At 63.7% G+C, this 26,015-nt stretch carries 22 protein-coding genes, 1 tRNA gene and 1 pseudogene; 3 read left to right on the top strand and 21 right to left on the bottom strand.

Annotated features, from left to right (window positions below; translation table 11 throughout):
- Window positions 1-60: 60 nt before the first annotated feature.
- From ACW4LP_RS03990 to ACW4LP_RS03960, 7 genes and pseudogenes are all read right to left on the bottom strand, one after another.
- Complete coding sequence (locus ACW4LP_RS03990) at window positions 61-747, bottom strand: HipA domain-containing protein (RefSeq protein ID WP_261797810.1); 687 nt, start codon at window positions 745-747, stop codon at window positions 61-63.
- Window positions 737-1,366: pseudogene (locus ACW4LP_RS03985) on the bottom strand (HipA N-terminal domain-containing protein); the annotation flags it as partial. The gene ACW4LP_RS03990 and the pseudogene ACW4LP_RS03985, both read right to left, overlap by 11 nt.
- A 14-nt stretch (window positions 1,367-1,380) precedes the next feature.
- On the bottom strand, window positions 1,381-1,602 hold the full coding sequence (locus ACW4LP_RS03980) for a helix-turn-helix transcriptional regulator (RefSeq protein ID WP_114548153.1): 222 nt from the start codon (window positions 1,600-1,602) through the stop codon (window positions 1,381-1,383).
- 157 nt (window positions 1,603-1,759) lie between these two features.
- Window positions 1,760-2,545, bottom strand: coding sequence for a GTP pyrophosphokinase (locus ACW4LP_RS03975; RefSeq protein WP_206604118.1), 786 nt, complete (start codon window positions 2,543-2,545; stop codon window positions 1,760-1,762).
- 109 nt (window positions 2,546-2,654) lie between these two features.
- Complete coding sequence (locus tag ACW4LP_RS03970; RefSeq protein ID WP_278572723.1) at window positions 2,655-3,320, bottom strand: hypothetical protein; 666 nt, start codon at window positions 3,318-3,320, stop codon at window positions 2,655-2,657.
- The gene (locus tag ACW4LP_RS03965; RefSeq protein WP_206604119.1) at window positions 3,265-3,909 is read right to left on the bottom strand and encodes an RNA polymerase sigma factor; all 645 of its coding nucleotides are present in this window, start codon (window positions 3,907-3,909) and stop codon (window positions 3,265-3,267) included. Before ACW4LP_RS03965 ends, ACW4LP_RS03970 begins: the two co-directional genes overlap by 56 nt.
- A gap of 224 nt (window positions 3,910-4,133) precedes the next feature.
- Window positions 4,134-6,431: an oxidoreductase gene (locus tag ACW4LP_RS03960; protein WP_455803481.1), complete on the bottom strand. Its 2,298-nt coding sequence runs from the start codon at window positions 6,429-6,431 to the stop codon at window positions 4,134-4,136.
- Between the two features lie 276 nt (window positions 6,432-6,707).
- Here ACW4LP_RS03960 and ACW4LP_RS03955 point away from each other — a divergent pair, with 276 nt between their 5' ends.
- The gene (locus ACW4LP_RS03955; RefSeq protein ID WP_173111695.1) at window positions 6,708-8,327 is read left to right on the top strand and encodes a helix-turn-helix transcriptional regulator; all 1,620 of its coding nucleotides are present in this window, start codon (window positions 6,708-6,710) and stop codon (window positions 8,325-8,327) included.
- A 93-nt stretch (window positions 8,328-8,420) separates the two neighbouring features.
- Here the strand turns inward: ACW4LP_RS03955 and ACW4LP_RS03950 are convergent, their stop codons facing one another.
- From ACW4LP_RS03950 to tatA, 8 genes are all read right to left on the bottom strand, one after another.
- The gene (locus tag ACW4LP_RS03950) at window positions 8,421-8,576 is read right to left on the bottom strand and encodes a hypothetical protein (protein ID WP_173111692.1); all 156 of its coding nucleotides are present in this window, start codon (window positions 8,574-8,576) and stop codon (window positions 8,421-8,423) included.
- Window positions 8,560-9,051, bottom strand: coding sequence for a 2-C-methyl-D-erythritol 2,4-cyclodiphosphate synthase (ispF, locus tag ACW4LP_RS03945; RefSeq protein WP_173111689.1), 492 nt, complete (start codon window positions 9,049-9,051; stop codon window positions 8,560-8,562). The genes ACW4LP_RS03950 and ispF overlap by 17 nt, the downstream gene beginning before the upstream one ends.
- Before the next feature lie 261 nt (window positions 9,052-9,312).
- Window positions 9,313-10,155 carry a 2-C-methyl-D-erythritol 4-phosphate cytidylyltransferase gene (gene ispD, locus ACW4LP_RS03940; RefSeq protein WP_022738886.1) on the bottom strand — a complete coding sequence of 281 codons (843 nt, stop codon included), beginning with the start codon at window positions 10,153-10,155 and terminating at the stop codon, window positions 9,313-9,315.
- Between the two features lie 497 nt (window positions 10,156-10,652).
- Window positions 10,653-13,238, bottom strand: a complete 2,586-nt coding sequence (locus ACW4LP_RS03935) for an ATP-dependent Clp protease ATP-binding subunit (protein WP_022738881.1) — start codon at window positions 13,236-13,238, stop codon at window positions 10,653-10,655.
- 140 nt (window positions 13,239-13,378) lie between these two features.
- Entirely contained in the window at window positions 13,379-14,398 is a 1,020-nt protein-coding gene (locus tag ACW4LP_RS03930; RefSeq protein WP_181815477.1) for an ion transporter, read from the bottom strand.
- 147 nt (window positions 14,399-14,545) lie between these two features.
- Window positions 14,546-16,546, bottom strand: a complete 2,001-nt coding sequence (gene lysS, locus ACW4LP_RS03925; protein WP_114548157.1) for a lysine--tRNA ligase — start codon at window positions 16,544-16,546, stop codon at window positions 14,546-14,548.
- Between the two features lie 9 nt (window positions 16,547-16,555).
- On the bottom strand, window positions 16,556-17,026 hold the full coding sequence (gene greA, locus ACW4LP_RS03920) for a transcription elongation factor GreA (protein ID WP_022738867.1): 471 nt from the start codon (window positions 17,024-17,026) through the stop codon (window positions 16,556-16,558).
- Between the two features lie 96 nt (window positions 17,027-17,122).
- A complete protein-coding gene (gene tatA, locus ACW4LP_RS03915; protein WP_114538803.1) occupies window positions 17,123-17,392 on the bottom strand; it encodes a twin-arginine translocase TatA/TatE family subunit in 270 nt (89 codons plus the stop codon).
- Between the two features lie 649 nt (window positions 17,393-18,041).
- Between tatA and ACW4LP_RS03910 the strand changes: the two genes are divergently transcribed.
- On the top strand, window positions 18,042-18,452 hold the full coding sequence (locus ACW4LP_RS03910) for a metallopeptidase family protein (RefSeq protein ID WP_114548158.1): 411 nt from the start codon (window positions 18,042-18,044) through the stop codon (window positions 18,450-18,452).
- A 75-nt stretch (window positions 18,453-18,527) separates the two neighbouring features.
- On the opposite strand, the gene ACW4LP_RS03905 is transcribed toward ACW4LP_RS03910, so the two are convergent.
- Genes ACW4LP_RS03905 through ACW4LP_RS03895 form a run of 3 tightly spaced genes read right to left on the bottom strand, consistent with a single transcriptional unit; the run spans window position 18,528 to window position 21,647 of the window.
- Entirely contained in the window at window positions 18,528-19,319 is a 792-nt protein-coding gene (locus ACW4LP_RS03905; protein ID WP_114548159.1) for a YfbK domain-containing protein, read from the bottom strand.
- A complete protein-coding gene (locus ACW4LP_RS03900) occupies window positions 19,316-20,029 on the bottom strand; it encodes a vWA domain-containing protein (protein WP_261797813.1) in 714 nt (237 codons plus the stop codon). The genes ACW4LP_RS03905 and ACW4LP_RS03900 overlap by 4 nt, the downstream gene beginning before the upstream one ends.
- Window positions 19,977-21,647: a helix-turn-helix transcriptional regulator gene (locus ACW4LP_RS03895; protein ID WP_114548161.1), complete on the bottom strand. Its 1,671-nt coding sequence runs from the start codon at window positions 21,645-21,647 to the stop codon at window positions 19,977-19,979. The genes ACW4LP_RS03900 and ACW4LP_RS03895 overlap by 53 nt, the downstream gene beginning before the upstream one ends.
- Window positions 21,648-21,989: 342 nt before the next feature.
- Between ACW4LP_RS03895 and ACW4LP_RS03890 the strand changes: the two genes are divergently transcribed.
- Window positions 21,990-23,789, top strand: a complete 1,800-nt coding sequence (locus tag ACW4LP_RS03890) for an FAD-binding protein (protein WP_302223723.1) — start codon at window positions 21,990-21,992, stop codon at window positions 23,787-23,789.
- A gap of 148 nt (window positions 23,790-23,937) precedes the next feature.
- Here the strand turns inward: ACW4LP_RS03890 and ACW4LP_RS03885 are convergent, their stop codons facing one another.
- The 3 genes from ACW4LP_RS03885 to ACW4LP_RS03875 all read right to left on the bottom strand — a co-directional run bounded on the left by ACW4LP_RS03885 (window position 23,938) and on the right by ACW4LP_RS03875 (window position 26,005).
- Window positions 23,938-25,152, bottom strand: a complete 1,215-nt coding sequence (locus ACW4LP_RS03885; protein ID WP_302223722.1) for an acetate/propionate family kinase — start codon at window positions 25,150-25,152, stop codon at window positions 23,938-23,940.
- Between the two features lie 217 nt (window positions 25,153-25,369).
- Window positions 25,370-25,446: transfer RNA gene (locus ACW4LP_RS03880), tRNA-Pro, on the bottom strand.
- Window positions 25,447-25,522: 76 nt separating this feature from the next.
- A complete protein-coding gene (locus tag ACW4LP_RS03875; RefSeq protein ID WP_114548164.1) occupies window positions 25,523-26,005 on the bottom strand; it encodes a PaaI family thioesterase in 483 nt (160 codons plus the stop codon).
- Window positions 26,006-26,015: the final 10 nt, after the last annotated feature.

Raw genomic sequence — 26,015 nt, 5'->3', positions numbered from 1 at the left:
GCCATTGTAGCGCAAGAAAGCACCCTCACCTTTGCGACACAGGCGATTAAAGCACGAACATCAGCTCAACAAGCCAACGGCTTTTAGCATGACGTCCTTACGCTTGGCTGCGCCCGCTACGATGCGTTGCGCCATGGCGTAGGCGTCGTCGCCCGCGCCAACCTTTGCCAATTCGATAGCAGCCGTCTCAAATGCCGCTTCCATCGAACCGACCAATTCCTCAAGAATCGTCGCGGCCACTCGCTTCGGCTGACGCATATCCCGAGCAAGCAGGAGGAAATCGCTGGGCGTCACCCTGTCTATATTGAGGTGATCGCCAATGCGAATCCCCATGCTTCTGCTCAACCCACCCCCAAAGCGCCCATCATAGATTGCCGTGCACACCAAGTCGTAGACAGGGGCAAGAGAAACCGCTGCACCTTCTCGAAGGAGGAGCGAGTAGTTTTTCAGATGCGCGTCGCAGTTTCCGATGAGGTAGTTCAGGGCGATCCTCCGGAACAATTCGCCGAGCGCCTCAATGGGTCGTGCAGCATAGCCCACCAAAATGGCGGCCATATCCTGAGCGTGATGGGTTTTTCGTGTCTCGTACTTCTCTCCCGAAGTGCGGCCGATAGCTTGGCAAAAGTCCTCCTGGTGCACCCGCCGCAACATCTGGGGCGTGCCGTCGCCGGATTCCTCCGCGCTTTCGCGATCGTAACGGCGGACAACGAAAAAAAGGGGGGTGCTCGCCCGGGACAATGGCCGCATCGGGAACATCGAGCCCCAGAGCCCGGGCAGCCTCCATACACATGAACTCGTTAAGGGCCAGAAACGGAAAACGATCGGTTACCTGGGGTTTGATAATATGGCTCGACGGCGCTCCCGCCAATGGCGCAAACCAGCCCTCGGCCAGAGGCGCGCGATCATCATGGAAGAGCGCGATTTTCTCCTGACCGCCAGCAAGGGATAGGCGATACTCTGCACGAAGCTGGGAGATGGCACCGTAAGGATAGCGGGCGATTTCCTCAAGAGCGTTGAGGGGCGGAACGTAAGCCGCCTCCTCCGGCAAATCGCAGCCATCGTCCTCTCCCAACACGACGACATCACCGGCGCAATCTTTGCCGAGCACGCGAATGAGCTCCATGGGCCGCAGGGCCGACACATGGAACTGCCGCGCCACCGCCTCGCGAACATCGCCTTCGGGAAGAAGGCCTTCAAAGAACGGCATCGCCTCATGACCTGTGTAGCGGCGAGCCGAAAGCGGCAACGATAGGGACAGCGGCATGGCAGATGACATTTTCAGATAGGCCTCGTCATAGGTAAAGCCATAAAACGGCTCGCCATCGCCCTTGTCGAGAACGCCAACTAAGACACCCCCTTTATACACTCTGAGCAAGTCACTCACCGCGCTCCCCCTCTCACGTCTATGCTCAGATCGAGCCCGAGCATGGAAGCGACGACGAGGGCCTTGCCAAACTGAATGGTCTCCTTGCCGTTCTCCAGATCGGAAACGAAGCGCGTACCGCACCCGCAATACTCGGCCATCTCTTGCTGCGAATAGCCGAGCTCTTTGCGACGCGCACGAATGGCTTGCCCCAGGACCTTCATCGAGTTAATGCGCATGATGCTCTCATTACCTATCGGGAATATCTGCCGATCGAGAACTATATCATTACCGATCGGGAATGAAAAGGAAATTTGGGCGGTTCTATTACCGATCGGGAATGATATGGAGTGCGAGACTTTCAGGCTACAAGGTGAGCACGAGCACTGTCTGCCCCTACTCTTCCCCGTCGTCCAAATAGTTGCGCAAGATCTGCATGCGGCGATCCAAATCGGCGGCGGTCTCGGCCAGATCGGCCAGCTCGGCGGCCACCGCCGCGGCCTCTTCGTCGGAAAGGTTCTTCTTGTAGCGCAGCTGGTGCTCCAACGAGGCCCAGAAGTTCATAGAGATGGTGCGCAGCTGCACTTCCACTTTCACCGAGCGCTTCTCACGTTCGAGGAAAATGGGCACCTCGATGATGAGGTGCAGGCTGCGGTACCCGCTCGGCTTCGGGGAAGCCACGTAGTCGCGCCGTTCGATAAGGATCACGTCATCCTGGGAAAGCAGCGACTCGGCCAGAGAGAACATATCTTCGGGAAAGGTGCAGACCACGCGCACGCCGGCCACGTCGTAGATGTTCTGCTCGATGGAGTCCACCGACATGGGGAAGCCTTTGCGGGCGAGCTTCTTCGCCAGACTGTCGGTGCTTTTCAGGCGCGACTTGATGGACTCGATAGGGTTGCGATCATGCTGCAGCCCGAACTCGGCATCCAGCACGCGGAACTTCGTCTCCACCTCCATCATGGCGCACTCGTAGTAGGTCATAAGCCGCCGGAAGGGGCCGAAGCTGCGCTCCAGCATGGCAGCGAACTCGTCGCTGCCCGCCAGCCGCGCCAGCATTTGGTTCGCCAGCTCCTCACGCTGGTTGTGCAGCACATCCAACGCGCTTTGGCCCAACGCGCCCTGGCCGTCGCGCAGCCGCACCACTGCATTCTCGAAGGCCCGCTCCGTCAACCTCGCCATAACCGCTTCCTTCCACGCAATAATCTCCCGCAGGGACTGCGCCCGCGCGGGAGATTATAGGGGACGCGCACGATGCGCGGCGGAATTCTACAACCGTTCTATCGGAACTCTATCGCGCCTCGGCAGCGGCGGACGGGGAAGCTTCGGCGTCGACGCCCTCAAGATGCACGGAGGCGTGCCAGTTGCCGGGCTCGCCGCTTACCTGGTACACGTAGGTAGCGCCGTCCTTCTCGTAGGTGCCCGTGGCGGCGCCGTTGGTGGCAAGCTCATCGGTGAGGTCGATGGGCTCGATGCCCTCGGGGGCCAGAATGACATGGCCGTCGGAAGATTCCAGCACCATGTCGTCGGCGTTCGGCGAACCGTCCTCGGCGCCTTCCACCGTGTAGTCGTGGATCTCGAAGGTCGTGCCGTCGAAGTCGCCGTCTTCCGAGATCATGGTCATCTGCGCCGCGCCGCCGCTCTCATCGTTCACCTCGTAGCTGACCTCCGCCACGGTGGTATCGCCGTTCTGGCTCATCTGCACGTCCAGCTCCACCGGCTCGCCGTTGATGTAGACCGTGGCCTTCTCCACCCAGGTCTCGCCCGTGGCGGCGTAGCAGACGCCGTTGGTGACCACGAACACGCCCAACAATGCCGCGCAGGTAGCGGTCGCGAATTTCAGGGCCGTCGTGCGCTTCTTCGTCTTCTCCATGGGAATGCCCTTAACCTTTCCAATCAGGTCAGCAGAGGCATGGACCTCGCCCATCATGGCTTTGTATTGGCTTTGGTTGCTCATCTTCCCACGCCTCCTTCAGTTTTGGTTGCTCATCTTCCCACGCCTCCTTCAGTGACTGTTTCAGTAGTTTCCTTGCTCGGACGAGCCGGGTGCGCACCGTGGGTTCCTTGATGCCCAGCACCTCGGCGATCCGGCGAGTACCCATGTCCTCGAAGTAGAACAGGTGCACGACAATGCGGCACTTTTCGGGCAGCGTGCCCAAAGCCGCGTACAGCGCCTCGTGAGCCGGCTCGGCGAACGCGGACTCCTCGAAGGGCGGGGCATCGCCGTCGCGAATCTCGCGCAGCTCCACTCGCTGGCGCCACAGACTCCGCCAGAGGCTTTTGCACTCGTTCACCGTGACGCGGATGAGCCAGGCGCGCAGACGCTCGTCGCGGGCGGGTTCGCGCTCGGTTCCGGCCGCCATGGCTCGCCCGCCATCGCACTCGAGCCCGTTGCCAAGCCACGTCGGCGGTTTCTCGTAGAGCTTCAGGAACACCGCCTGCACCACGTCCTCGGCATCGGGCACGCGCCGCGTTTGGTTGAGCGCGATGCGGTACACCATGTCGGCGTAGTCGTCGACGATCTGTCGGTACTGGCGGTTGTCCACGGGTTTCCTTCTCGTCCGTCGAGAAAGCGGCGACAGCGCGGCCGCTAGCTTGCCGTCCCGTCGCCACCTTCCACAAAAGGCCTTTCACAGACAATACGCTTGAGAGCGGAGAAATGTGCGACGTGCAGAGAATTTTTTGAAAACACGCCAGGACACAAAAGGAGAAGGCCGACTCGAGGCCGGCCTTCTCCTTGGGAGGGCGCAGATGAGACGCGTCGCGCGCCTTAGCAGTTGCGGGCGGTGAGGTTGCCCGTGGTGATGGCGTTCTGGATGCTCAGCGGCTCGGCGGCGTCGCCAATCACGTGCACGTCGAACTCGCCGGACAGCTCGTCGGCCAGAGCCGTGTTGGGGCTCATGGTGGAGGCATCCACCACGCAGTCGCAGGCAAGGGCGACATCCATGCCGAAGCTGTTCGCGACGACGATCTCGCCGTCGCCCACGCTCTTCAGCGTGCACTCGGGCATGAGGCGGCCGCCGGCGGCGAAGAAGGCGGGCTTCACGAAGGCGTTCAGCATCATGGCCTGACCGGTGCCGAAGGCCTCGGCGGGCTCCGGCGCGATCACCGTCACCTTCTTGCCCTGGGCGATGAGGTAGTGGGCCGTGTCGGTGGCCTGAGCGTTGAACCCGAGCACCGCCACGCGCTCGCCTACCTCGCTGGCCAGAAAGTCGGTGACGCCAATGACCGGCGTGGCGGCCGTGCCCGCAGCCGCCAGCTCCGGCCGTACGCCGCCGGTGGCGACGATAACCACATCGGGGCTCTGCTCACGCACGAAGGCCGCGTCCACCTCCTGGCCGGTGACGACGTTCACACCTTCCACTTCCAGCATACGGGAGAGGTAGTTGCGCAGACGGCCCAGGCTCTCGTGCTTGCCCTTCACCATTTCGGCGAAGTCCAACAGGCCGCCCAGGCCGTTCTTCTCGTACAGGGTGACGGCGTACCCGCGCTCGGCGGCCACGCGCGCCGCCTCCATGCCGGCAGGGCCGCCGCCGATGACCATGACGTTCTTGTCGCCGTCGGCCGGGCGCACCTCGTAGCCCTCGGGCATGGCATCGGTGAACACCGAGTTGTTGCAGGGATTCACGCGGCACAGACCGCCCAGGCAATTCAGGCAGCGGCAGCAGGGGCGGATCTCGTCGATGCGGCCCTCGCGCAGCTTGTTGGCGTATTCCGCATCGCAGTTGGCCACGGGACGGTGCATATAGATCATGTCGAGCCACCCCTCGCTCAGGGCGTTCTCGAAGTAGTCGGGAGCAAGCGCCGGATCCATGAACACCACGCCGCCCACGGGGATGCTCACGTGCTGCTTCACGTAGCGGCAGGCGCCCATGATGAGGCCGCAGCCGGAATGGGAGCCGTCGAGCAAGCCGCTGAAGTGGCTGTCGAAGTCGAAGAAGGTGCCGAAGCTGGTGGCGCCGTCGTAGCCGTAGCCGGCGAAGACGCCGTCGTTGACAAACTGGGCCTCGTGGAAGGCGAAGGTACCCAGGCGCAGCTCCAGGGCATCGGCGCCAGCGGCCTCGAGGGCTTGACAGATAGCCACGGTTTCCTCGGGAGTGTTCACCAGCGCGTTGTCGCCGAGAGCGCCGTCGTTCTCCTCGGCGCCGTTCACGAGCACCTGCACCACGAAGTCCGCACCGCAGCGCTCCTTGATGCCGCGGATAATCTCGCAGGCAATGCGCGTGCGGTTCTCGATGGTGGCCGGGCCGTAGGGGTCATCGGCGGCGCGGTCGTTGCCGAAGCGCGAGAAGAACCGTGCGGGCAGGTTGTCGCCGGCGGCGTTCAGGTCGATGCCGTCGAAGCCGATGGCCTGCAGGCGGGCGGCGCCGTCGATGGTGTCCTCGATGTACATCTGAATATCGGCATCGGAAAGCAAGCTCGCCTTGTGAGCCTCCCCCTCCTCTCCCATGTTCTCCCACAAATACACGATGCCGGGAGTGGCCGTCTTCATCTGGACGAGGCAAGGCACGTCATAGCTGTGCACTTCGGCGCAGATAGCCGCAAGCGGGCTTTCCTCGATGGTCATGCGCATATCGTTGTCGGCCACATTCACGCGCTTGTCCAGCCGCTCGAGCATGATATAGCTGCCCTCGACGAGCACCGCGCCCATGCCGCCGGCGGCGATGCGGCCGTGATAGGCCACGGCCTTCTGCTCCTCGTTGGGCACCATGGAGCTGGCCGCCGACTTGATGAGGCGGTTCTTCAGCGTGAGCGAACCGATCTTCAGCTCGGAGAACATAGTGGTGTTGGCGAAGTCCTCGATGCTGTTGGTCGTAAAGTCCCAGTCCTGGGGATTGATCTGCGCGTAGGGCGAAGCGGCGCTTCCCGTCTGCGACAACGCCGGGGACGTCGCATCACCGGACGCCGCTGCCTCGCCGCCGGCCTCAGCCGCACGAGGCTGCGGGGCGCACCCGCCCAGAAGCCCAAGCCCGAGCGCGCTTGCACCCAGGGCCGCCGCGCCTATGCCGCCCAAAAACCCGCGGCGGCTTACCGTTGCTGCTGTTTTCGTCTCTTCCATCGTGCTCATGCGAGCCTCCCTTTCTCTCCTTCGGCACGTTTCCGTTCCGTTTTGCCGCCCCACCCGATGCCATTGGGATCAGCGCACTTGCCGGCGCTTCTCGCCGCTTTGGCGAAGGATCCCGTGGGCTCTCACGGCGGGGATGAGGGCACTGTAGGACGGAAGCCCAGTTCAACGCATCGACCCGATGGAGGTAATTGCGAAAATATTTCCAGCATCGACCCGTTAGTACGATAGGAACGAGGCGGGGTGAGCGTCTATAATCTAGAAAGAAAGGAGGGGCCCGTGACATTCGATTCCGCGAAACCGCTGGTGGTGGAAATCGGCCTTGGCTGCTATTTCTGGCTGGCGCTGTGCACGCTGCTGTCGGGCGCGCTGTACCCCGCGCTGGAGGTGGGCACCGCTTGTCAGATACCGCTGACACTGTCGTGCGACGCAGGGCTTCTTTTAGGCTTTGCAGGATGCCTTGCGGTGGCGAAACGCGGCGGGCGCGCCTTCGGGATGCCGCTCCTTGCGGGGGCCGGCCGCACCTTCGCAGCAACCATGCTGCCGCTTTTGCCGGCCTTCACCACAAGCGTTGCTATCCTGCTGCGGACGGGGATGCTTTTCGAAGAGGCGACAGTGCCCATGATCGCTGGCGACGTGCTGCTCGGCGCCTCCTTGGCTGCGGCCGGATACCTCTGGTGGCTTGCCTTTTCCGGAGAGTCGCCGCACGTCGCGCTTCTTCGAGTCGTGCGAGCGCTGCTTGGGGCCAGTATCGCCTTTGTTGTGCTTAGCCTGGCGCCGCGCGGCATTCTGTTGCTCGGCGCCTGCCTGGTGTCGCCCGTCGCCATAGGTCTGGGGCTGGCAATGCAGCTTGCCGAACCACAGGCGGACGCGGACGACTCTCCTTGCGACGGCGCCCGCGACGAACGCCCCGAAGCCTCCGCCGACACAACAGAGACCACCCGCCCCGCGCCTGAAACCGCGCCCTTGCCCCGCGTACTCCAACTTTCTATCGTCATCTCGGTATTCGTGGCGGATCTTCTGCTCAGCTTGTTCCCCGTATCGCTCTTCTCGGAGGCCAGCCCGCTTTTCGCGCCGCTGACCGGCGACCCGGCCGCTGCGACCCTCGGCAATCTCACCGAGCCGGCGTTTATCGCCGCGCTGCTTATCGCTCTGTTCTCGGGCATCGCCCTTCTGCTTGAAGAACGCGAACGCCTCAAGCTTCCGCTCGTGTGCTCCGTGGGATTTTTCGCCGTGGCCGTGGGGTTCGTCACCTTTCCCTACCACTTCCCTGGCGGAGCGCCCATCGGCGTCGCCGAGGCCGGGCGCGTCATCATTCTCGTCTTCATCATCATGGCGCTGCTGCGCTACTACCAGGACTGTCCGCCGCGCGCGTGGCTTGTCCCCCTCGCCCGGCTCGCGTGCCTGTGCGCCCTGGCCATGGCCGTGGCCGACGTGCTTGTCATGACGCTGTACCTGAACCCGGCCCTCGACCTGTTCGACTTCACCAACCGCACCATCTTCGGCGGCGTTGGCGTCCTGGTTCTGGTGGCACTGCTGCTGGGGCCCATGCCCCATGTCTACGAGGTCGTGCGCCGGGGGGCATGCCGCTCGGAAGCCGCAGGGAACAATGCCGAAAATACCGACGAAGGAGCCGAAAGCGCGGCGGCGGTTTCCCTTCAACGCGAGGAGCTGGCCGAAGCGCACCTGGACGCCTTCGCCAGCACCCACCGCCTCTCGCCCCGCGAACGGGAGATCCTAGGGCTCATCTCGAAGGGCCGCGACGTTCCCTACATCGAGCAGGAGCTCGTGCTTTCCAAGAGCACCGTGAAGACCCACATCCGCCACATCTACGAGAAGTGCGAGGTCTCCTCCCGCCAGGCCCTGATCGACCTCCTGCAGTCGCACCCGGAAGACTGAGGAAGCAGCCTCATTGAGGCCAGCACTCCCCCTACAACGGCGCACGCCGCGTCATCCAGCTCGGCAGCGAGTCGGCCGAGCAGGTGGGTCTCCCTAATCGTCCACCTGCAGCTCGGCGAAGGCGCTCTCGGGGCTGTGCTCGCCGGCATCGTTCACCGAGCGCACGCGCAGCACGTAGAAGCCCGCCTTCGCCGGGGTATAACCGAAGGTCCAGATGGGGTTCTGGTTGTCGTTAAATGCGGCACACAAGACAGGTGGCGTAGGCGGTGATGCCCTCTTCGCGGCCTTCGGGACCCAAGTGCTCGGTGGTGGTGGCCTTCACGCCGACGTTTTCCACCGGCAGCCCCATGGCACGGGCCAGGTTCTCGCGCATCTGCTCGCGGTAGGGAGAGAGCTTCGGGGCCTGGGCGGCAATGACGCTATCCACGTCGATGATCTCGAAACCGCGCTCGCGCACGAAGCGGGCCACCTCGGCGAGCAGCCTAAGCGAGTCGGCATCCTTGTAGGCCGGGTCGGTGTCGGGAAACAGCTTCCCGATGTCGCCCCCGCGCACGGCGCCCAAAAGCGCGTCGGAGATAGCGTGGGCCAGCACGTCGGCATCGGAGTGCCCGTCGAGCCCCTGATGGTGCGGAATGTCCACCCCGCCCAAGATGAGCTTGCGGCCCGGAGCAAAAGCATGCACATCCATTCCCAGCCCCGTCCGAAGATTGCGCAGGTCGTTCATACCGGCTCCTTCCGCCTTCTTCCATCACGCATATCGCCTCTGAAAACCCTTCTCATTTCCTTCTCGGTCATCGAAAAGGCTCGTTTCTGCAGCAAATCGCGAGTTATAAGCGTCTGAGCGATGCGCTTCACCGCATTCCAGGTTTTCCGCCCAGCAAAACCCCAGGTCAGAAATTCGCAGCTTTTGAATGTCTCGAACGAAGCAAGCTCCAGACGCTTATAACTCGCGATTTGCTGCAGAAAGTGGCCTCTTCGTTAACCGTCATCGATGCTCGGAGTTCAAAAGCATAGTCCGAACGGCACTGGCGAGAAGCACATAGTCCTCGGGCACCGTAAGCTTAATGTTGTCGCGCTTCCCTTCCACGATCAGCACTTTACCGCCAAGCCGCTCGATGAGCGACGAGTCGTCAGTTCCCACGAAGCCGTCGGACAGCGCGCTCGCATGGGCGCGGCGGTAGATGCCCGCGCGGAAGACCTGGGGCGTCTGGGCATTCCAGAAGACCGACCGGTCGGGGGTGCCCACCACCACGCCGTCTTCCACGACCTTCAGCGTATCCACCGCCGGATGTGCCACAATGGCGCCGTCGGCATCGAAGTTGCCCTTCACCATGTTGATGGTGTGCTCGATGAGATCCGGCGACACGAGCGGTCGGGCGCCATCGTGCAGCACCACGTACTCGTACTCGTCGCCCACCATCTCGAGCCCCGAAAACGCCGACTCCTGACGAATGGCCCCCGAGGGCGCGAGCACCACGGGCGTGACGAAGGGAAACGGGTCGATGGCGCGGGACAAGTACTCGTGCATACGCTCCTCGGGGCACACGATGACGATGAGCCCCACATCGCCTACCGCGTCGAAGGCCTCGGCCGACCACGTGAGGATGGGCTTGCCGGCAATCTCCACCAGCTGCTTGCCACCTTCTTTGCCGAAGCGCTCCCCTGTGCCACCAGCCAGAATGATAGCCGCCGTCTGGGGCTTTTTGTCCACTTTGCCTTGCAGCTGCAGAAGCGGCGAGCTCAGGGCATCGAAATCGAGCTCATCCATGCAAAAAGACGGCTCGCGAAGAACCGAGGGCTCGGTGACGGGATCGATGATGTTCGGCATAAATCCTCCCATGGCGATAGCGTGGCGTTCGAGCGCAAGACCACGAGGGCACGCTCTGATACTTGTTTATAGTATAAGCCATCAGAGGGATTTTCGAATTTTCTCACCTGAATGCCAGTTGAAGGGCGAAATGGCATTCAACCATGAGCAAAAATGCCAGTTGAAGGGCGAAATGGCCGAATTGGGGCCCTTTTCTGAAGCGAAGTGTCGGCCATTTCGGGGTCGAACTGGCATTTACCGCAGCGTTTCCGGAAACAGCGCGCCGAGACAACGCCGAGGCGGCAATGCTGGGACGGCAACGCTGGGACGGCAACGCCAGCACGTAAAAAGGAGGCTCCGGAGAGCCTCCTGCCATACAGCAAAATCCGCACATGCTGCGCAACCGGAGCGCAGTGCGCTCGTCAAGACCCAGCCTGCGAGGCGAGCCACAAGTGCACCGAGCAAATCGCGGCCGCCCGGCAATACGCTCGGGCAAGCGCCGGTAGCCGAAAACGACCCTATTCCCCTCCCGCCAGGGAACCGGCGGGGGTGCCGGCGCCGCGGCCACTTCCCACGCCGGCGTGGCCCAGGTCGTAGTTCGTCAGCAAAAGCTCGGCGTCACGGGCGATGGAGTCGCGCTTGCGGGGCGCCGGGATGGAACCGGTTCCCTCGGAGAACACCAGCTCCTCACCGTCCTCGGACACGGTGACGTCCACCACCGAACCGCTTGTCCAGCGGCCCTCGAGAATCTGCTCGGACAGCGGATCCTCCAGCATGCGCTGGATGGCGCGACGCAAGGGGCGCGCACCGAAGGCGGTGTCAGTGCCCTCTTTGGCCACAAGGCGTTTGGCGGCGTCGTCCAGGTTGATGGTCATGTTCTGGGCGATCATGCGCTCGCGCAGCTCGGCCACCATGAGGTCGACGATCTGCACGATCTCGTCCTCGGTCAGGCTCTTGAACACGATGATCTCGTCGATACGGTTCAAAAACTCCGGCCTGAAGGCGTTCTTCAGCTCGTGCATGACGCGGCTCTTGATCTCCTTGTCGGAAAGCCCGTTCTGCCCCGAGTTCGAGAAGCCCAGCGTGGTCGTGGTGGTGATGTCACGGGCGCCCACGTTCGACGTCATGATGATGACGGTGTTGCGGAAGTCCACGGTGCGGCCCTGGGCGTCGGTAAGACGCCCCTCCTCCAGAATTTGCAGCAGGATGTTGAACACATCCGGATGCGCCTTCTCAATCTCGTCGAAGAGCACCACCGAGTACGGACGCTGGCGCACGGCCTTGGTGAGCTGGCCGCCCTCGTCGAAGCCCACGTAGCCCGGAGGCGAACCCACCAGGCGGCTCACCGTGTGCTTCTCCATGTACTCGGACATGTCGAAGGACAGAAGCGCGTCCTCGGAGTTGAACAGGAACTCGGCCAGCGCCTTGGAAAGCTCGGTCTTGCCCACGCCCGACGGGCCCAGGAAGATGAACGAACCAGCGGGGCGCTTCGGATCCTTCAAGCCCGAGCGGGAGCGGCGGATGGCCTTGGAAAGCGCCGTGACGGCCTCGTCCTGGCCGATGATGCGCTCGTGCAGAACGCCTTCCATGCGCAGCAGCTTTTCGGTCTCGGCCTCGGTGAGGTTGCTCACGGGCACGCCAGTGGACATGGACACCACGTCGGCGATGTCCTCGACCGTGACGTTCTGCACGGTCTTCGACGTGTCCTCTTCCCACTTCTTCTCGGCCTCTTCGCGCTCCTGCTTCAGGGCCTCTTCCTCGTCGCGTAGCTCGGCGGCGCGCTCGAACTGCTGCTCGCCGATGGCGCGATCCTTGTCGGCGCGCACCTTCCGCAGCTTCTCGTCCAAATCGCGCAGCTCCTTGGGCAGCGTCATGTTGCGGATGCGCATGCGGGCGCCGGCCTCGTCCATGACGTCGATGGCCTTGTCGGGCAGGTAACGATCCTGGATGTAGCGGTTGGCCAGCTGCACGGCGGCGGTCAGCGCCTCATCGGTGAAGTGCACACCGTGGTGCGCCTCGTACTTGTCGCGCAGGCCCTCCATGATGCGCACGGCCTGTTCCTCGTTGGGCTCGTTGATGGTGAGCGGTTGGAAGCGGCGCTCCAACGCGGAGTCCTTCTCCAGGTGTTTGCGGAACTCCTCCAGGGTGGTGGCGCCGATGATCTGAATCTCGCCGCGGGACAGCGGGGGCTTTAAGATAGCGGCCGCATCGATGGAGCCTTCCGCGGAGCCGGCGCCGATGATGGTGTGGATCTCGTCGATGAACAGCAGCACGTCGCCGGCGTCCATGACCTCCTTGATGACCTTCTTCAGACGTTCCTCGAACTCGCCGCGGTACTTCGAGCCGGCCACGAGCGCAGACACGTCCAACGTGATGAGGCGCTTGTTGCGCAGGATGTCGGGCACCTGGTTGGCCACGATGAGTTGCGCCAAGCCCTCGGCGATGGCGGTCTTGCCCACACCGGGCTCGCCCAGAATGAGCGGGTTGTTCTTCTGGCGACGCGAGAGGATCTGCATGACGCGCTCGATTTCCGAGGCGCGGCCGATGACCGGATCCAGCTTGCCCTCACGGGCCTTCTTGGTGAGATCGGTGCCGAACTCGGTAAGCATGGAATCCGACGAGCTCGCCGGGCCATCGAAGCCCGCGCGCCCCGCGTAGACCGGCGATTGGCCCACGAGATCGTTCAGCGCCCCGCGCACGTCGTCGCCGGAGACGTTCAGGCGGCCCAGCACCTCGAGCGCCGTGCCCTCGCCCTCGCGCACGATGCCGAGCAGCAAGTGCTCCGTGGAGATGTAGGACTGCCCCATCTGCATGGCCTCGCGCAGCGAGTTCTCCAGCACGCGCTTGACGCGCGGCGTGAAGGAGAGATGTCCGGAGACGTCGGTGTCCTCGTCGATGGTGACCACCTGGCGGATGGCCTGAACGACGCCGTCGTAGCTGACGTTCAGGCGATCGAGCGCCTGGGCGGCAAGACCGTCCTTCTCCTGGATGAGGCCGAGCAGGATATGCTCGGTGCCCACGTAGGGCTGGTGAAGCGAGCGCGCCTCATCCTGAGCCAGGACAAGCACTTTACGCGCCTTGTCCGTGAATTTCTCGAATGACATGGTTGCCTCGTTCCTTGGGTTGGTGCCCTTCTGCGAATGCTTTCTCTCTGGTAAAACTGACACGTCGGGCACGGTAAATAGTTCCCGTGCAGTTTAGCACTCCCTATCTTGAATTGCTAAACCTCCACCCCGAGAAGCCGTCATTTGTGGGCACGTTGTGAGGGAGGAGGCGTGTCATGCTCGGTTTCTTCGTCGGCGGCGCGCTCCTCCTCGTCGCGGTTGTCTTGACGGGCGTCCTCGCGGCGGACGTCGCGCTCGATCTTGCGCAGGTTGGCATTTTGGAACTCGGCCACGAAGCCGGCCGAGAAGATGCCGCCGGGAATGGCCACGAGCGCCACCGAGAGAAACATGATGACCGAGCCCACAATGCGCCCCGCCGGCGTGATGGGCACCAAGTCGCCGTAGCCGGTGCCGGTCACCGTGGTCACGGCCCAGTAGATGCCCGACAGCAAGTTGTTGAACTTGTCGGGCTGAGCCGGGTGCTCGATCTCGTACATCACGACACTGGCCACTACCACGAGCATGGCGATGACCAGAAACGATGCTACGATCTCGTGATAGTGTTTCGAAATGACGCGGCCGATGGTGCGCAGACCCCGCATGTAGCGAGAGATCTTTATCAGGCGCACCAACCGCACCACGCTGATGACGTTCTGCAACGCGGGCGTGACGGGCAGGAACCACGCCGCCATATTCGGCCCGAAGGACAAGAGGTCGATGATGCCCCACGGCGAGAAGATATAGCGCAGCCGCGCACGAGCCGGCGTGCAGTTACCGTAGGCCAAATCGGCAATCCAGATACGAGCGATATACTCCACGAAGAAGCACACAGTCGAGAACCGGTAGAAGCCCTGGATGATATTGGCCGCCACCGGATCGAGCCCCGGCTGAGCGGAGACGAACACCACCACCGCATTCAGGAGGATGAGCGCGAACAGCGCACCTCCGACGATCTTCGCCGGCCAGTTCGCCCGATTCAGGTTCTCCAGAGCGTAGAAGGTCTCGCGTTTGAACGCGGAGGAGTCGCCCAAGCGCCGACGCAGGCCCTCGCGGCGCGTGCGCTCCTTGCGCCGCCGGCGCTCCTCGCGGCGCTCTCGCCGCTCGCGGGCGGCGCGCTCGTCGTCTTCGTCGCATTGCTGTTCGTCATCCGTGGCGCTCATGGGGCACCTCCTCTCCCCTCCCATTCTAAGCAGAGGGCGCCCCACAACGCGTCGTCATTCACCAGCCGTCAAGAAGCTGGATACAAAGGACGGCCCCCTTCGCCGCAGTTGCGAAGGGGGCCGTCCTGGAGTCGTCAGCGCGAGCGCCTAGTACAGCTTGGCGCCGGCGGGGATGCGGTCGTCTACCACGAGGAGGTTCAGGCGCTCCTCGGGCTCGCCGTCGTCGCCGGGCACTTCGTGAATCGCAGACATGAGCATGCCCTCGGAGGCCACGCCCATCATCTTGCGCGGCGGCAAGTTGGTGATGGCGATGAGCGTCTTGCCCACGAGCTCCTCCGGCTCGTAGTAGGCGTGGATGCCCGACAGAATGGTGCGGTCGGTACCCGTGCCGTCGTCCAGGGTGAACTGCAGCAGCTTCTTCGACTTCGGCACCGCGATGCACTCCTTCACCTTCACGGCGCGGAAGTCCGACTTGCTGAAGGTGTCGAAGTCCACCTCGTCCTCGAAGAGTGGCTCGATGACGACGTTGGAGAAGTCGATGGGCTCGGAGGGCTCGGCACTGGTGGCCTCAGCCGCGCAAGTTGCAACCGGCGCACCCTCAGCCGGCGCACCCTCGGCCGGCGCCTTCTCAGTCGCGCACACCGGCCTCCCGTCCCCGAGCACCTCGTCCTTCATGTGCGGGAACAGCAGCACGTCGCGAATGGACGGCGCATCGGTGAGCAACATGACCAAGCGGTCGATGCCGATGCCCACGCCACCGGCCGGCGGCATGCCGTACTCCAGCGCGCGGATGTAGTCGGCGTCGAAGCCCATGGCCTCGTCGTCGCCCATGTCCTTGGCCGCCACCTGGGCGCGGAAGCGCTCGGCCTGATCCACCGGGTCGTTCAGCTCGGTGAAGGCGTTGCCGTACTCGTGGCCCAGGATGAACAGCTCGAAGCGCTGAGTGAGCTCGGGGTTCTCCGGATGCTTCTTCGCCAGGGGCGAGATCTCCAGCGGGTGGTCGACGACGAAGGTGGGCTGGATGAGCTTCTCCTCCGCCACGGCCTCGAAGATCTCGGAGATGAGCTTGCCCTTGCCCCAGGCCGCCTCGGCATGGCCGCCGTTTTTTTCCAGAATGGCCACCAGCTCGTCGCGAGTGCGGTCGAAGGACACCTCCTCGCCGGCGTGCTCGCTGGCCAGCTCCATCATGGAGGCGCGGCGCCAGTCGCCGGACAGGTCTACCGGCGTTCCCTGGTACTCGATCTTAAGGGTGCCGCAGGCCGCCTCGGCCGCGGCCTTGATGCAGCCCTCGGTGAGATCCATCATGGAGTCGAGGTCGCCGAAGGCCTCGTAGGCCTCCATGGTGGTGAACTCGGGGTTGTGGTACGGATCCATGCCCTCGTTGCGGAACTGGCGACCGATCTCGAACACCTTCTCGAAACCGCCCACGAGCAGACGCTTCAGCGGCAGCTCCGTGGCGATGCGCAGGTAGTAGTCGCGATCAAGCGCGTTGAAGTGCGTGATGAAGGGCTTCGCGTTCGCGCCGCCGATGATGGCATGCAGAAACGGCGTCTCCACCTCGTAGTAGCCCTGGCCCTCCATGTAGCGGCGGATAGCCGAGACGATCTTGAAGCGGCGCTCGAAGGTGGTGCGCACCTCGGGGTTCATGACGAGATCCACGTAGCGCTGGCGATAGCGGGTCTCCTTGTCCGTCAGGCCGTGGAACTTCTCAGGCAGAGGGCGCAGCGACTTGCTCATCAGCTCGAAGGAATCCACCGCCACGGACAGCTGCCCGCGCTTCGTGCGCATCATGGTGCCATGCACGGCAATCCAGTCGCCCACGTCCAAATCGCACAGCGCCGCGAAAGCTTCCTCGCCCAGCGCGTTGATGCGGCAGAACAGCTGAATGTCGCAGCCGGACTCGCGCAGCTCCAGAAACGCGATCTTGCCCTGGACGCGCTTGGCCATGACACGGCCGGCGATGAGCACCGCGTCCTCAGTGGACTCGCCGTCTTCCAAGTGCGCGTACTTCTCGTTCAGCTCGCCCACCGTATGGCTGCGCTTGACCGAGTGCCCATAGGGATCGATGCCCGCGGCAATCAGCGCCTCGCGCTTGGCGCGGCGCACCTCGATGGGATCGTCTTCGATGATTTCTACCGCTTCGGCCATTCCGGTCTCCTAGTGCTCGATCTTGATAACGGTCAGCTTGATGTCGCGACCAGTGGGGCCGGTCGTCGTCACTTCGTCGCCCTTCTTGCAGCCGAGCAGCGCCTGACCCACCGGCGACTCGTTGGAGATCTTGCCCTCGTGGGCGTCGGACTCGGCGCCGCCCACGATGGTGAACACGCGCTCGCGGCCGTTCATGTCCACGGTCACCGTGGAGCCGATATTCACCTTGCTCGAGCGCTTCGGCGCGTTCACGACGGTGGCCTCGGAGAGGATGCGGCTGATCTCGGCGATGCGCGCCTCCATCATGCCCTGCTCGTTTTTGGCGTCGTCGTACTCGGAGTTCTCGGAGATGTCGCCGAACTCGCGAGCGACCTTGATGCGCTCGCCGATTTCGGCGCGCTTCTCGTTCTCGAGGTAGTGCAGCTCCTCCTCGAGCTTCTTCTTGCCTTCTTCGGTCAGCACGTAGTTGTCGTTAGCCATGATGATTCCTGTTTTCTCTCTTATACATCGGTGGTGCGCCCGCCTAACGCAGCGGGCGCACCACCGTTCTTACCTGATGTTGTCGAAGGAGCGAGGTTACTCGGCCTTCTTCTTGACGACCTTCTTCACCGTCTTCTTCGGAGCGGCAGCAGGCTCTTCCACGACCTCTTCCACCACTTCGACGACTTCCTCGTCGTCGGCGGCTTCCTCGACGTCCTTTTCGCCGGCGCCCATGCCCTCGCGCAGGTTCTTCACCGTCTTGCCGAGCGCGCTGCCGAGTTTGGGCAGGTTCTTCGGGCCGAAGATGAGCAGGATAACGACCAGGATGATGAGGAGCTCGGGAACTCCCATGCCCAGAATCTTCATGCAATTCCTCCATAAGGTCGGGCAAGGGGTCGCCTTGCCTGTCGATAATTGCCGTCGGCGCGTCACTTCCGACGAGCAGTGCGCCCGGACCCTCCGCGCGCCTTTGAATGCGCGGGCAATGGTAACACAAACCCCCTCACCGCGCCGTGTTTCGCACAAATACTTCAACGACGCCCGACGATGACGGCAACTTTGGCAAATTAGGCCGTTTGGTTCCTCTGGAGGCGTGGCCCTGGCAGAAATCGAAGTTTGGTTCCCTGATTTCCGCCAACTTCGGCGATTTGGTTCCCTGCGCCCGAAGAAATGCCTGGTCGCGATTCTCTCGCGCGGCTTTCGCAGGTACCAAACCTCGAGATTCGCCCAAGAGCGGGTACCAAACTTAAGATCTTGCCACGAAAAGATACCAAACGCACGATTTCGCCAGTATTTTCCCGCAGCGCGGTACCAAACCTCCGATCTCGCCAGCGCTGCGCCCCGCGCAATACCAAACCTGCGATCCTGGCATAGGAGTGCCGAGATATGTCGAATTCCCCATAGAGCTAAGACGCAGCGTACGCCAAGGAAGTGACAGCTGCTACACTACAATAATTGCAATCGCGCACACTGTCACCATTTGATGCGAACAGTGTCCAACCACGTGGAGGTTCCCATGTATCGCATGACCGATGAGGAATTCGAAGTCGCCGTCGCCGAGGCGCTCGATGCGATGCCCGAGCAGTTCATGGAAGCGTTGCAGAACGTGGCCGTGGTGTGGGAAGAGGAGCCGAGCGCCTACCATTTGGGACACGACGAGGAATGGGGCGCGGAGATGCGGGATGCGGAAGGCGAAGATGAATTCGACGACCTTTTAGGGCTGTTCGACGGGCTTTCCATCGTGGAACGGGCCAACGGCTACGACGACGATATCCCCGACGTCATCACCGTTTTCAAGGGACCCCACGAGCGTTGCTTTGACAGCCGCGAGGAAATCGTGGAAGAGGTCGGCAAGACCATCATCCATGAGCTGGGTCACTATTTCGGCCTGAGCGAAGACCAACTGGCTGCCATGGGGTACGAGTAGGTACGCCCTGGCAGCGGACAAGTAGCTCCCTCGAGGCAGAAGCATAATTTAGCAGGAATCCTCCAACGAGAACCCTCAGCTAGCAGCAACGACGCCATCGAAGGCGGCGTTGCGCTGCGCTTGGCGGATGAGGTCGGTTAGCTCGCGGCGAGCGGCGCGGTCGGTAGCATCCAGCGAGCTTGCGGAGCTTTCGGCCAAAGCAGCTGCATCATCGGCCGTGGCCGTGCCGACGAACTCGGAGTCCCGGGCGAGCATGCCAAACTCGACGACCGCCGCGGCCAACGACCAGTCGTCGCCGGGCTCGGCAGACCAGCTCTCGCGGCCCACAGCGAACCGCTGCTCTGCCGGCGCCTCCCCCGCTCGCTCGCCGGCCGGCTGGTAGCGCACCGCGCACGTGAGCCACGGCTCATCCCCTTCGCGACGCCGTCCCTCGTCGGTGAGCACTACCTCGTAGGCGACGGTCAGCTCGGCACCAGCGCACAATTCTCCCGCGTCGGCGGCGTCGTTGCGGAAGTCGTCGTCAGCCATGACGCGGTTCGCGTAGCCGATGAGCCGGTAGCTCTCCACCATCCGCGGATCGAATTCCACTTGCAGCTTCACATCGTCGGCCACGGGAACCGCCCCGGCGGCCAGGAAGCGCTCGTAGACGCGGGCTGCCTCGTCGGCGGAATCGATGTAATGGTAGGAGCCGTTGCCGTAATCGGCGAGGGTCTCCATCTTGGCGTCCTGATAGTTTCCCGACCCGAAGCCCAGCACCGAGAGATAGGTTCCCTGGCCGCGCTTCTCGCTGACGAAGGCGTTCAGCTCGTCCTCGGAGGAGATGCCCACGTTCAAATCGCCGTCCGAGGCCATAACAATGCGGTTCACGCCCCCTCGATGTGCGTCTCCTCGGCCACGCGGTAGGCCATGGAAAGCCCCGCCTCCCCGTTGGTGGAACCGGCCGCCTCAAGACCGTTGATGACGCTGAGAATGGCTTCGGTATCATCGCCGGAAGCCCCCTTGAGCACCACCTCTTCCACGCCGGAGTAGGTGACGATCGAGACCCGATCCTCCGCCCGCAGCCCTTTCACGATACGCGCCATGGACTCCTTCAGAAGCGGAAGCTTCTCGGCGTCCCCCATGGAACCCGACACATCCACCAGCAGCACGAGATTCGTCGGCGGTGCCTCCGTGGCCGCCTGCCCTACCGTAAGCCCGAGCACGACCAGCTCGCTTTCGGCGTTCCAGGGGCACGCCCCGGCGCGGGCGGTCAGCGCGAAATCCTCGCCCTCTGCGGGCGCAGCGTAGTCGTAGTCGAAGTAGTTCAGCATCTCCTCGATGCGCACGGCGCCCGGATCAATCGTTCCCAAACCGGCGCCCGACCTCACGAGGCGGCGCAGGTTGGCATAGGAGGCCGTGTCCGCATCGGCAGAAAGCGTGGAAAGCGGCTGCTCGGCAGCACTCACGAAAGAGGGCTCGCCAGCATCGGTGTAGCCCTCGCCGCAGAAGCCGGCCGCAGGCTCGCAACCAGCCGCGCCGGACGCGTCAACCGAATTCCGACGTCTCGCGTTCGAAGAGGGCGATGATCTCGTCGCGATTGTGGGTGTCGCATTTGCGGTAGATGCTGCGCAGGTGCGACTTCACCGTGGACTCCGAGACGAACAGCGCGTTCTGGATGTACTTCAGACCGTGGCCCGTGACCCACAGGCGGAAGACCTCGCTTTCGCGGGGCGAGAGGTCGTACTCGGAGCAGAAGGCGGCGTAGAGATCCGGGCGCTCACCGCAAGAATGCTCGCCGGTGCTCTCGCCGTCAGCGGGACGATCCTTCGACTCCGCGCCTGCGACGCTGCGCTCGGAACGACACGGGAGAGAAGCTGCTGTTTCGGATACAGCCGCAGGAGCTCCGTCCTCCCCGACCGCGACGGAAAGGGCCTCGCGGCGAGCGTTCGCACTCGCGCCTTCGGCAGCCTCGACGCGCTCGGTTGCGAGGGCTTCGGCCTTCCCCTCTTCGTCATCGATGTCAAGCAGGTTGTAGCCCTCGCTGAAGGCGAAGCCGACGCCCAAAAGCACCAGCATGACGACGACGGCCATAAGCACGAGCGGGTCTCCGGCGAGCAAAGGCGCCACCAGCTGGCCCAGCGTCTTGCCGACGCATTCGGCGATCCAGCCCACGGCAAAGACCAGATGCGGCGCCACCGGCGTCTTCTTCGCACCCAAGGCCAGCACGACCCAGGCCATGGCCTCGATGATGTTGTGGGCGTGCAGCGTGAGCGCGCCGTTGACATCCCCCAGGTAGAACGAAAAGAAAACGAAGGCCGCAGACGCGCACAGCAGCACTTTGTAGAGAATGGAGGGATCGATCTTCCCGCGGGCGAAAAAGCCGCTGGCCACGAAGAAGAGCGCCGCCGCCAGCGGAATGACGAGCGAAGGCGCACCGAGCTGCGAGAGATTATCGCGACCGACGACAATGGTAGTAATGGAGCTGAGCACGAAGAAGGTGATAGCGAAGCCAGCCAGCGTGCGCAGGGGCACGGCCGCCGACAGCACATCAGCAAGTCTCGGCGTTCGCGCCAGCAAGCGCTCGGGGGCACGCTCTCCGCGCTCTTCTTCCCGATCAACGGCCGCCGCGCTACCTTGCAAGGCCCCTGGCGTCTCCTCCCCTTCCCCGCTCTTCGGCGCCTTCGCAGACGCCAAAGGCAGAAGCACGAAGGACAGCATGGGCAGAAGCGAGGTGAGCACACTGGCCAAGGCGTCGTCGCATTGGACGAAGAACCAGCTTCCCAGTGCCGTCACGACGATGCTGCAGCCGGAGAGAACGATGATGCCGCGCGGGCCAATATGCGCGAAGGCATCGAACCACGCCATGATGAGCAAGATGGCGAACCCACCCGAAAGCGCCATGCCTGTCACAAAAGCGCCCGGTATGGCGGCCAGGGTCGGATAGGTACACGCAAGGGTCCCCAAGCTCGTAAGAAGAGCCGCCCCGGCCACAAGCGGCGTGCGTCCCGAAAGCGACAGGCGCTGCCGGAAGAGAAGCAGGCATGCCAGGCACACAACGAGCCCGGGCACCATGGACAGAAGCGCCTGCAACGAGAAGCCAGGCGACGCGGCCCACGGCACATAGAGCATCATAACGCCCCAGGCGCTGACGCTTCCGTAGCCCACCGCAAAGCGGATATGCTCCGGACGTATCCCTATGGCGTTGCGTTTGGTCACGATCCTCCCTTCCAGGGGCATTATGGCACAAGAAAGACCACCTGGGCGCGACCCCGTCGAAATACCGGGCACAAACGGCCATTCAACCCTAACGGACGATACTCCACCTGGGGTTTTGCCGCTCATTCAACCGTGATTTCGCCTTTTCCACCCGTCGAAGAAGCGCCGTTGCGGCTCGCATTCAACCCCGATTCGACCCCGGCGGTTGATGCGCACCGCCGCCGCACGGGCCATGATAGCCCCAGCAGGTCGGCCACGGCGCCGACGAAGAAACGCCCCCGGAACCGCCGGGGACGCCACGGGGCAGCACGGAAGCGCCCCACGGGAAACAGGGAGGTTCTCATGTCTGAAATGAACGTCACTCGCCGCAACTTCCTCTCCGGAGCCGCGCTCGTCAGCGCCGCCATCGCGGGGGCCGGACTCGCCGGCTGCGCACCGCAATCGGCCGCGCCGGCCGCCTCTTCAAGCAGCGCGGGCGAGACGCTTGGCACCACGGGCGCAGCCAATTCCACCGTCGGCTTCGACGGCACGGGCACGCTGCCCTGGCTCGGCGAGGCGCCCGCAATCAGCGACGATCAGGTGGAAGAAGAGCTGACGGCCGACGTGGTCGTGGTGGGCCTGGGCGCAGCCGGCGTGCCGGCGGCCCGCGCCGCGGCCGAGGCTGGCGCGAAGGTGGTGTGCCTTGAGTCTTCCTCGCACCTCAACAGCGTGGCCAGCGACATGGCCATCTTCGGCGGCCAGACCCAGGCCCAGTGGGGCCGCGGCGACGGCTTCCTCGATAAGAAGATGGTCGTGAACATGCACATGGAGGAGTGCAGCCACCACGTGAGCCAGAGCATCATCAGCCGCTACTACGACGAGTCTGGCGCCGCGCTCGACTGGTTCGTCGGCGCCAGCAAGAACCTGTACATGGCGCCCGAAAGCTACGCCGAGATTCCGGCGGACGCCCAGGCCAACTATATGTTCCCCTACATGTACCCGATGCCGGAGACCTACGACTACACCAAAGAGGACCTGCCCTGCTATCCCACTTCCGTCGGCTTTTCCAGCCTGGCCACCGTCATGGCCGACAACCTGCAGGCCGCCGTGGACGCCGGCGCCGAGGTGCGCTACTCCACCAAGGGCGTCGAGCTGATCCTGAATGACGAGGGCGCCGTCGCGGGCATCTACGCCCAGGCCGCCGGCTCCGACGGCTACATCAAGATCACCGCGCCCAGCGTCATTCTGGCCACGGGCGATTACCTGGGCAACGAGGACATGATGAAGTTCTACGCGCCGGAATGCGTGGAAAACGGCATCAACATCCTGAGCATCGACCTTGATGACGAAGGCAACTACACCAATGTCGGTGAGGGCCACAAGATGGGAGCCTGGGCCGGTGCCGCCATCGAGCAGTGGCACGCCCCGATGATCCACCACATGGGCGGCGGTGCCGGCGCCGACGGCCGCGGTGTCATCGGCAACAACGGCTATCTCTGGCTGAACCTGCGCGGCAAGCGCTTCATGAACGAGGACCTGCCCGGCCAGCAGCTGGAGAACCAGGTGGAGCTGCAGCCGCAGCGCAAGGCCTACCAGTTCTTCGACGCCTCCTGGCCCGAGCAGCTGGCGTACTTCCCCGCCGCCCACGGCGTGGCCTGCATCTATCGCGACGAGCCTCTGCCCGAGTACACCGCTTCCGGCCTGCGCATCAACGTGCGTACCCCCGCCGATATCGATGCGGCCGTGGAAGAGGGCCGCTGCCTTAAGGCCGACACCATCGACGAACTGCTCGGCATGATCGAGGGCATGGACGTCGAGACCGCCAAGGCCTCCATCGAGCGCTACAACGAGCTGGCCCGCGCCGGCGAGGACACCGACTTCTTCAAGAGCCCCCAGCGCCTGTTCGCCCTGGAGAACGGCCCCTTCTACGCCGCCGAGTGCGGATGCGCCCTCACCCTGGGCAATCTGGGCGGCCTGGAGTCCGACGAGGACTGCCACGTGTATAACACCGACCGCGAGCTCATTCCCGGCCTGTACGCGGCCGGCGCCACCCAAGGCGGCCGCTTCGCGGTGCAGTACCCCATCTCGCTGAAGGGTCTCTCCTGCGGCATGTGCATGGTGTACGGCAAGATCGCCGGCGAGAACGCCGCCGCCGGGAAGTAAGCGTCGCACCAGCCCAGCCGCTGCGTGCAGCGCCAACGCGGCGCACAAACCAACCCTCCCCTAAAGCGGGGGGAAGTCGACCCCCCTCGGCTTCCCCCCGCTTTCGTCGTCTTCGGAGCCGCTGAGCGGTGGCCCGCGCGCCCACTTTCTACCCCAGCTGACTCACCAAGTTGTCGGTTTCGCGGGCGATGCGCATTTCCTCGTCGGTGGTGACCACGCAAATCTTGATGGGGCTGTCATCGATGGAGATGATGCGGTTCACGCCAATCTGGCCCACCACGTGGTTGCGCTCGCGGTCGAGGATCATGCCCATATGAGCCAGCCCCTCGAAGATGAGCTCGCGCAGCTCGGCGGAGTTCTCGCCGATGCCGGCGGTCATCACCACGGCGTCGGTACGGGTCATGGCCGCGTAGAAGCCGCCGATGGCCTTCTGCACCCGGTACACGTACATGTCGATGGCCAACCGCGCCTGCTCGTTGCCCGCATCGGCCGCCGCCAGCACGTCGCGCATGTCGGCCGACAGCCCTGACACGCCGAGCACGCCGCTCTCGCGGTTCAGCACGGCATCCATCTCGTCGAAGGAGATGCCCTCGCGGCGCATGATGTAGGTGAGAATGGCCGGGTCGATGGAGCCGGAGCGCGTGCCCATCATGAGGCCCTCCAGCGGCGTGAAGCCCATGGTGGTGTCGATGGACTTCCCGTGGTTGACCGCCGTGATGGAGCCGCCGTTGCCCAAATGGCACGTGATGAGCCCCAGATCGCGCAGCGGGCGACCGAGCAGGTTTGCCGCCTGCTGAGCCGCGTAGCGGTGGCTCGTGCCGTGGGCGCCGTAGCGGCGGATGCGGTAGTCGTCGTAGTAGCGGGCCGGCAGGGGGTACATGTAGGCCTTAGGCGGCATCGTGGCGTGGAAGGCCGTGTCGAAGACGGCGACCTGGGGCGTGCTCGGCATGAGCGCGGCCATCATGTCGATGCAGGCGTCGGCCGGCGGGTTGTGCAGCGGTGCCAGCTCCTCGCACAGCTCAAGCTTCTCGCGGGCCGGCTCGTCAATGATCACGGATTTGGTGAAGTACTCGCCACCGGCCACGATGCGGTTGCCGATGGCGTCGATCTGCGAGAGGTCGCTGATGGGGCTCTCCGGATCGTCGACGAGCACTTCCAAAAGCTTCTTCAAGCACTCGGCCACGGTCATGTCCGCCACGCGATAGGTGGCCTTCTGGAAATCCGGCGCGAAGGACACGTTCATATAGGCGTCGGGCGTGCCCACCTTCTCGGCCAGGCACTTCATGAGCGACACCTTGCCGTCGGTCTCGATGAGCTGGCTCTTCAGCGACGACGAGCCCGCATTCACTACCAGTATGCGCATGAGATCTCCTCCTTGCACTAAAACGGCCCTTCGGGGCACCGAGAGCGCACAACGTCAACCTGGCATTATACCGTGTCTTCCCCGCTAGACCGCAGGGCCTAAGACAGCTGTTTTAGATACGGCACGCGAAGGCGCGAGCCAAAGCCTCACCGACCCTTGGAACCCATCCGCAGGCAGACACAAGAAGAGCCGGCGCGAGGCCGGCTCTTGAATTCGATGGTCGGGTTGACAGGATTTGAACCTGCGGCCTCTGCGTCCCGAACGCAGCGCTCTACCAAACTGAGCCACAACCCGAAAGTGCGTCCTTGCGGACAGCGAACGCTATGATACCACAGAGCCCGCACAGCGCAAGAGAAAAGTCGGCGGAATTTTACGCCTGCCCGCGTTCGGCAAGCTTTTGGGCGAGGTAGTCTTTCGGCACCACCTTCACCACGATGACGCCGTCGCTGATGACGTCGCCGTCCCCGTCGTAGGCGGCCACATCCCAGTACAGCTTGTAGCCGGCCTTCGACGACGGTTTGCGCTCGGCGAGTTTCGCCACGCCGCGAGCCACGTCTCCTTCCCGACCGCTCTTCTTGTGACGGATGGTCACCTCCACGCCGAAGGGCTGCTCGGTCTCCAAGTCGCACGCCAGCTCGCCGCCGGCCGAAGCGACCGATTCCAGAAGCGCGATAGTGGCGCCCCCGTGCAGAAAACCAAAAGGCTGCAAAAGCGCCGGAGTGATGGGCATCTCCGCCTCGACGAGGCCCGGTTCCACCTTGGTGAAGTGAACGCCCAGCGTGTGGTTGAGCCCCTGCGTCTCGCGCTTCTGCGCCACTTCCAGGGCCGCGCCCGTCAGATTCGTCTCCGTCATCGCGTTTGCA

It is taken from the genome of Adlercreutzia sp. CNCM I-6215 (assembly GCF_977072315.1).
This window is presented reverse-complemented; position numbering and strand designations above follow the sequence as displayed.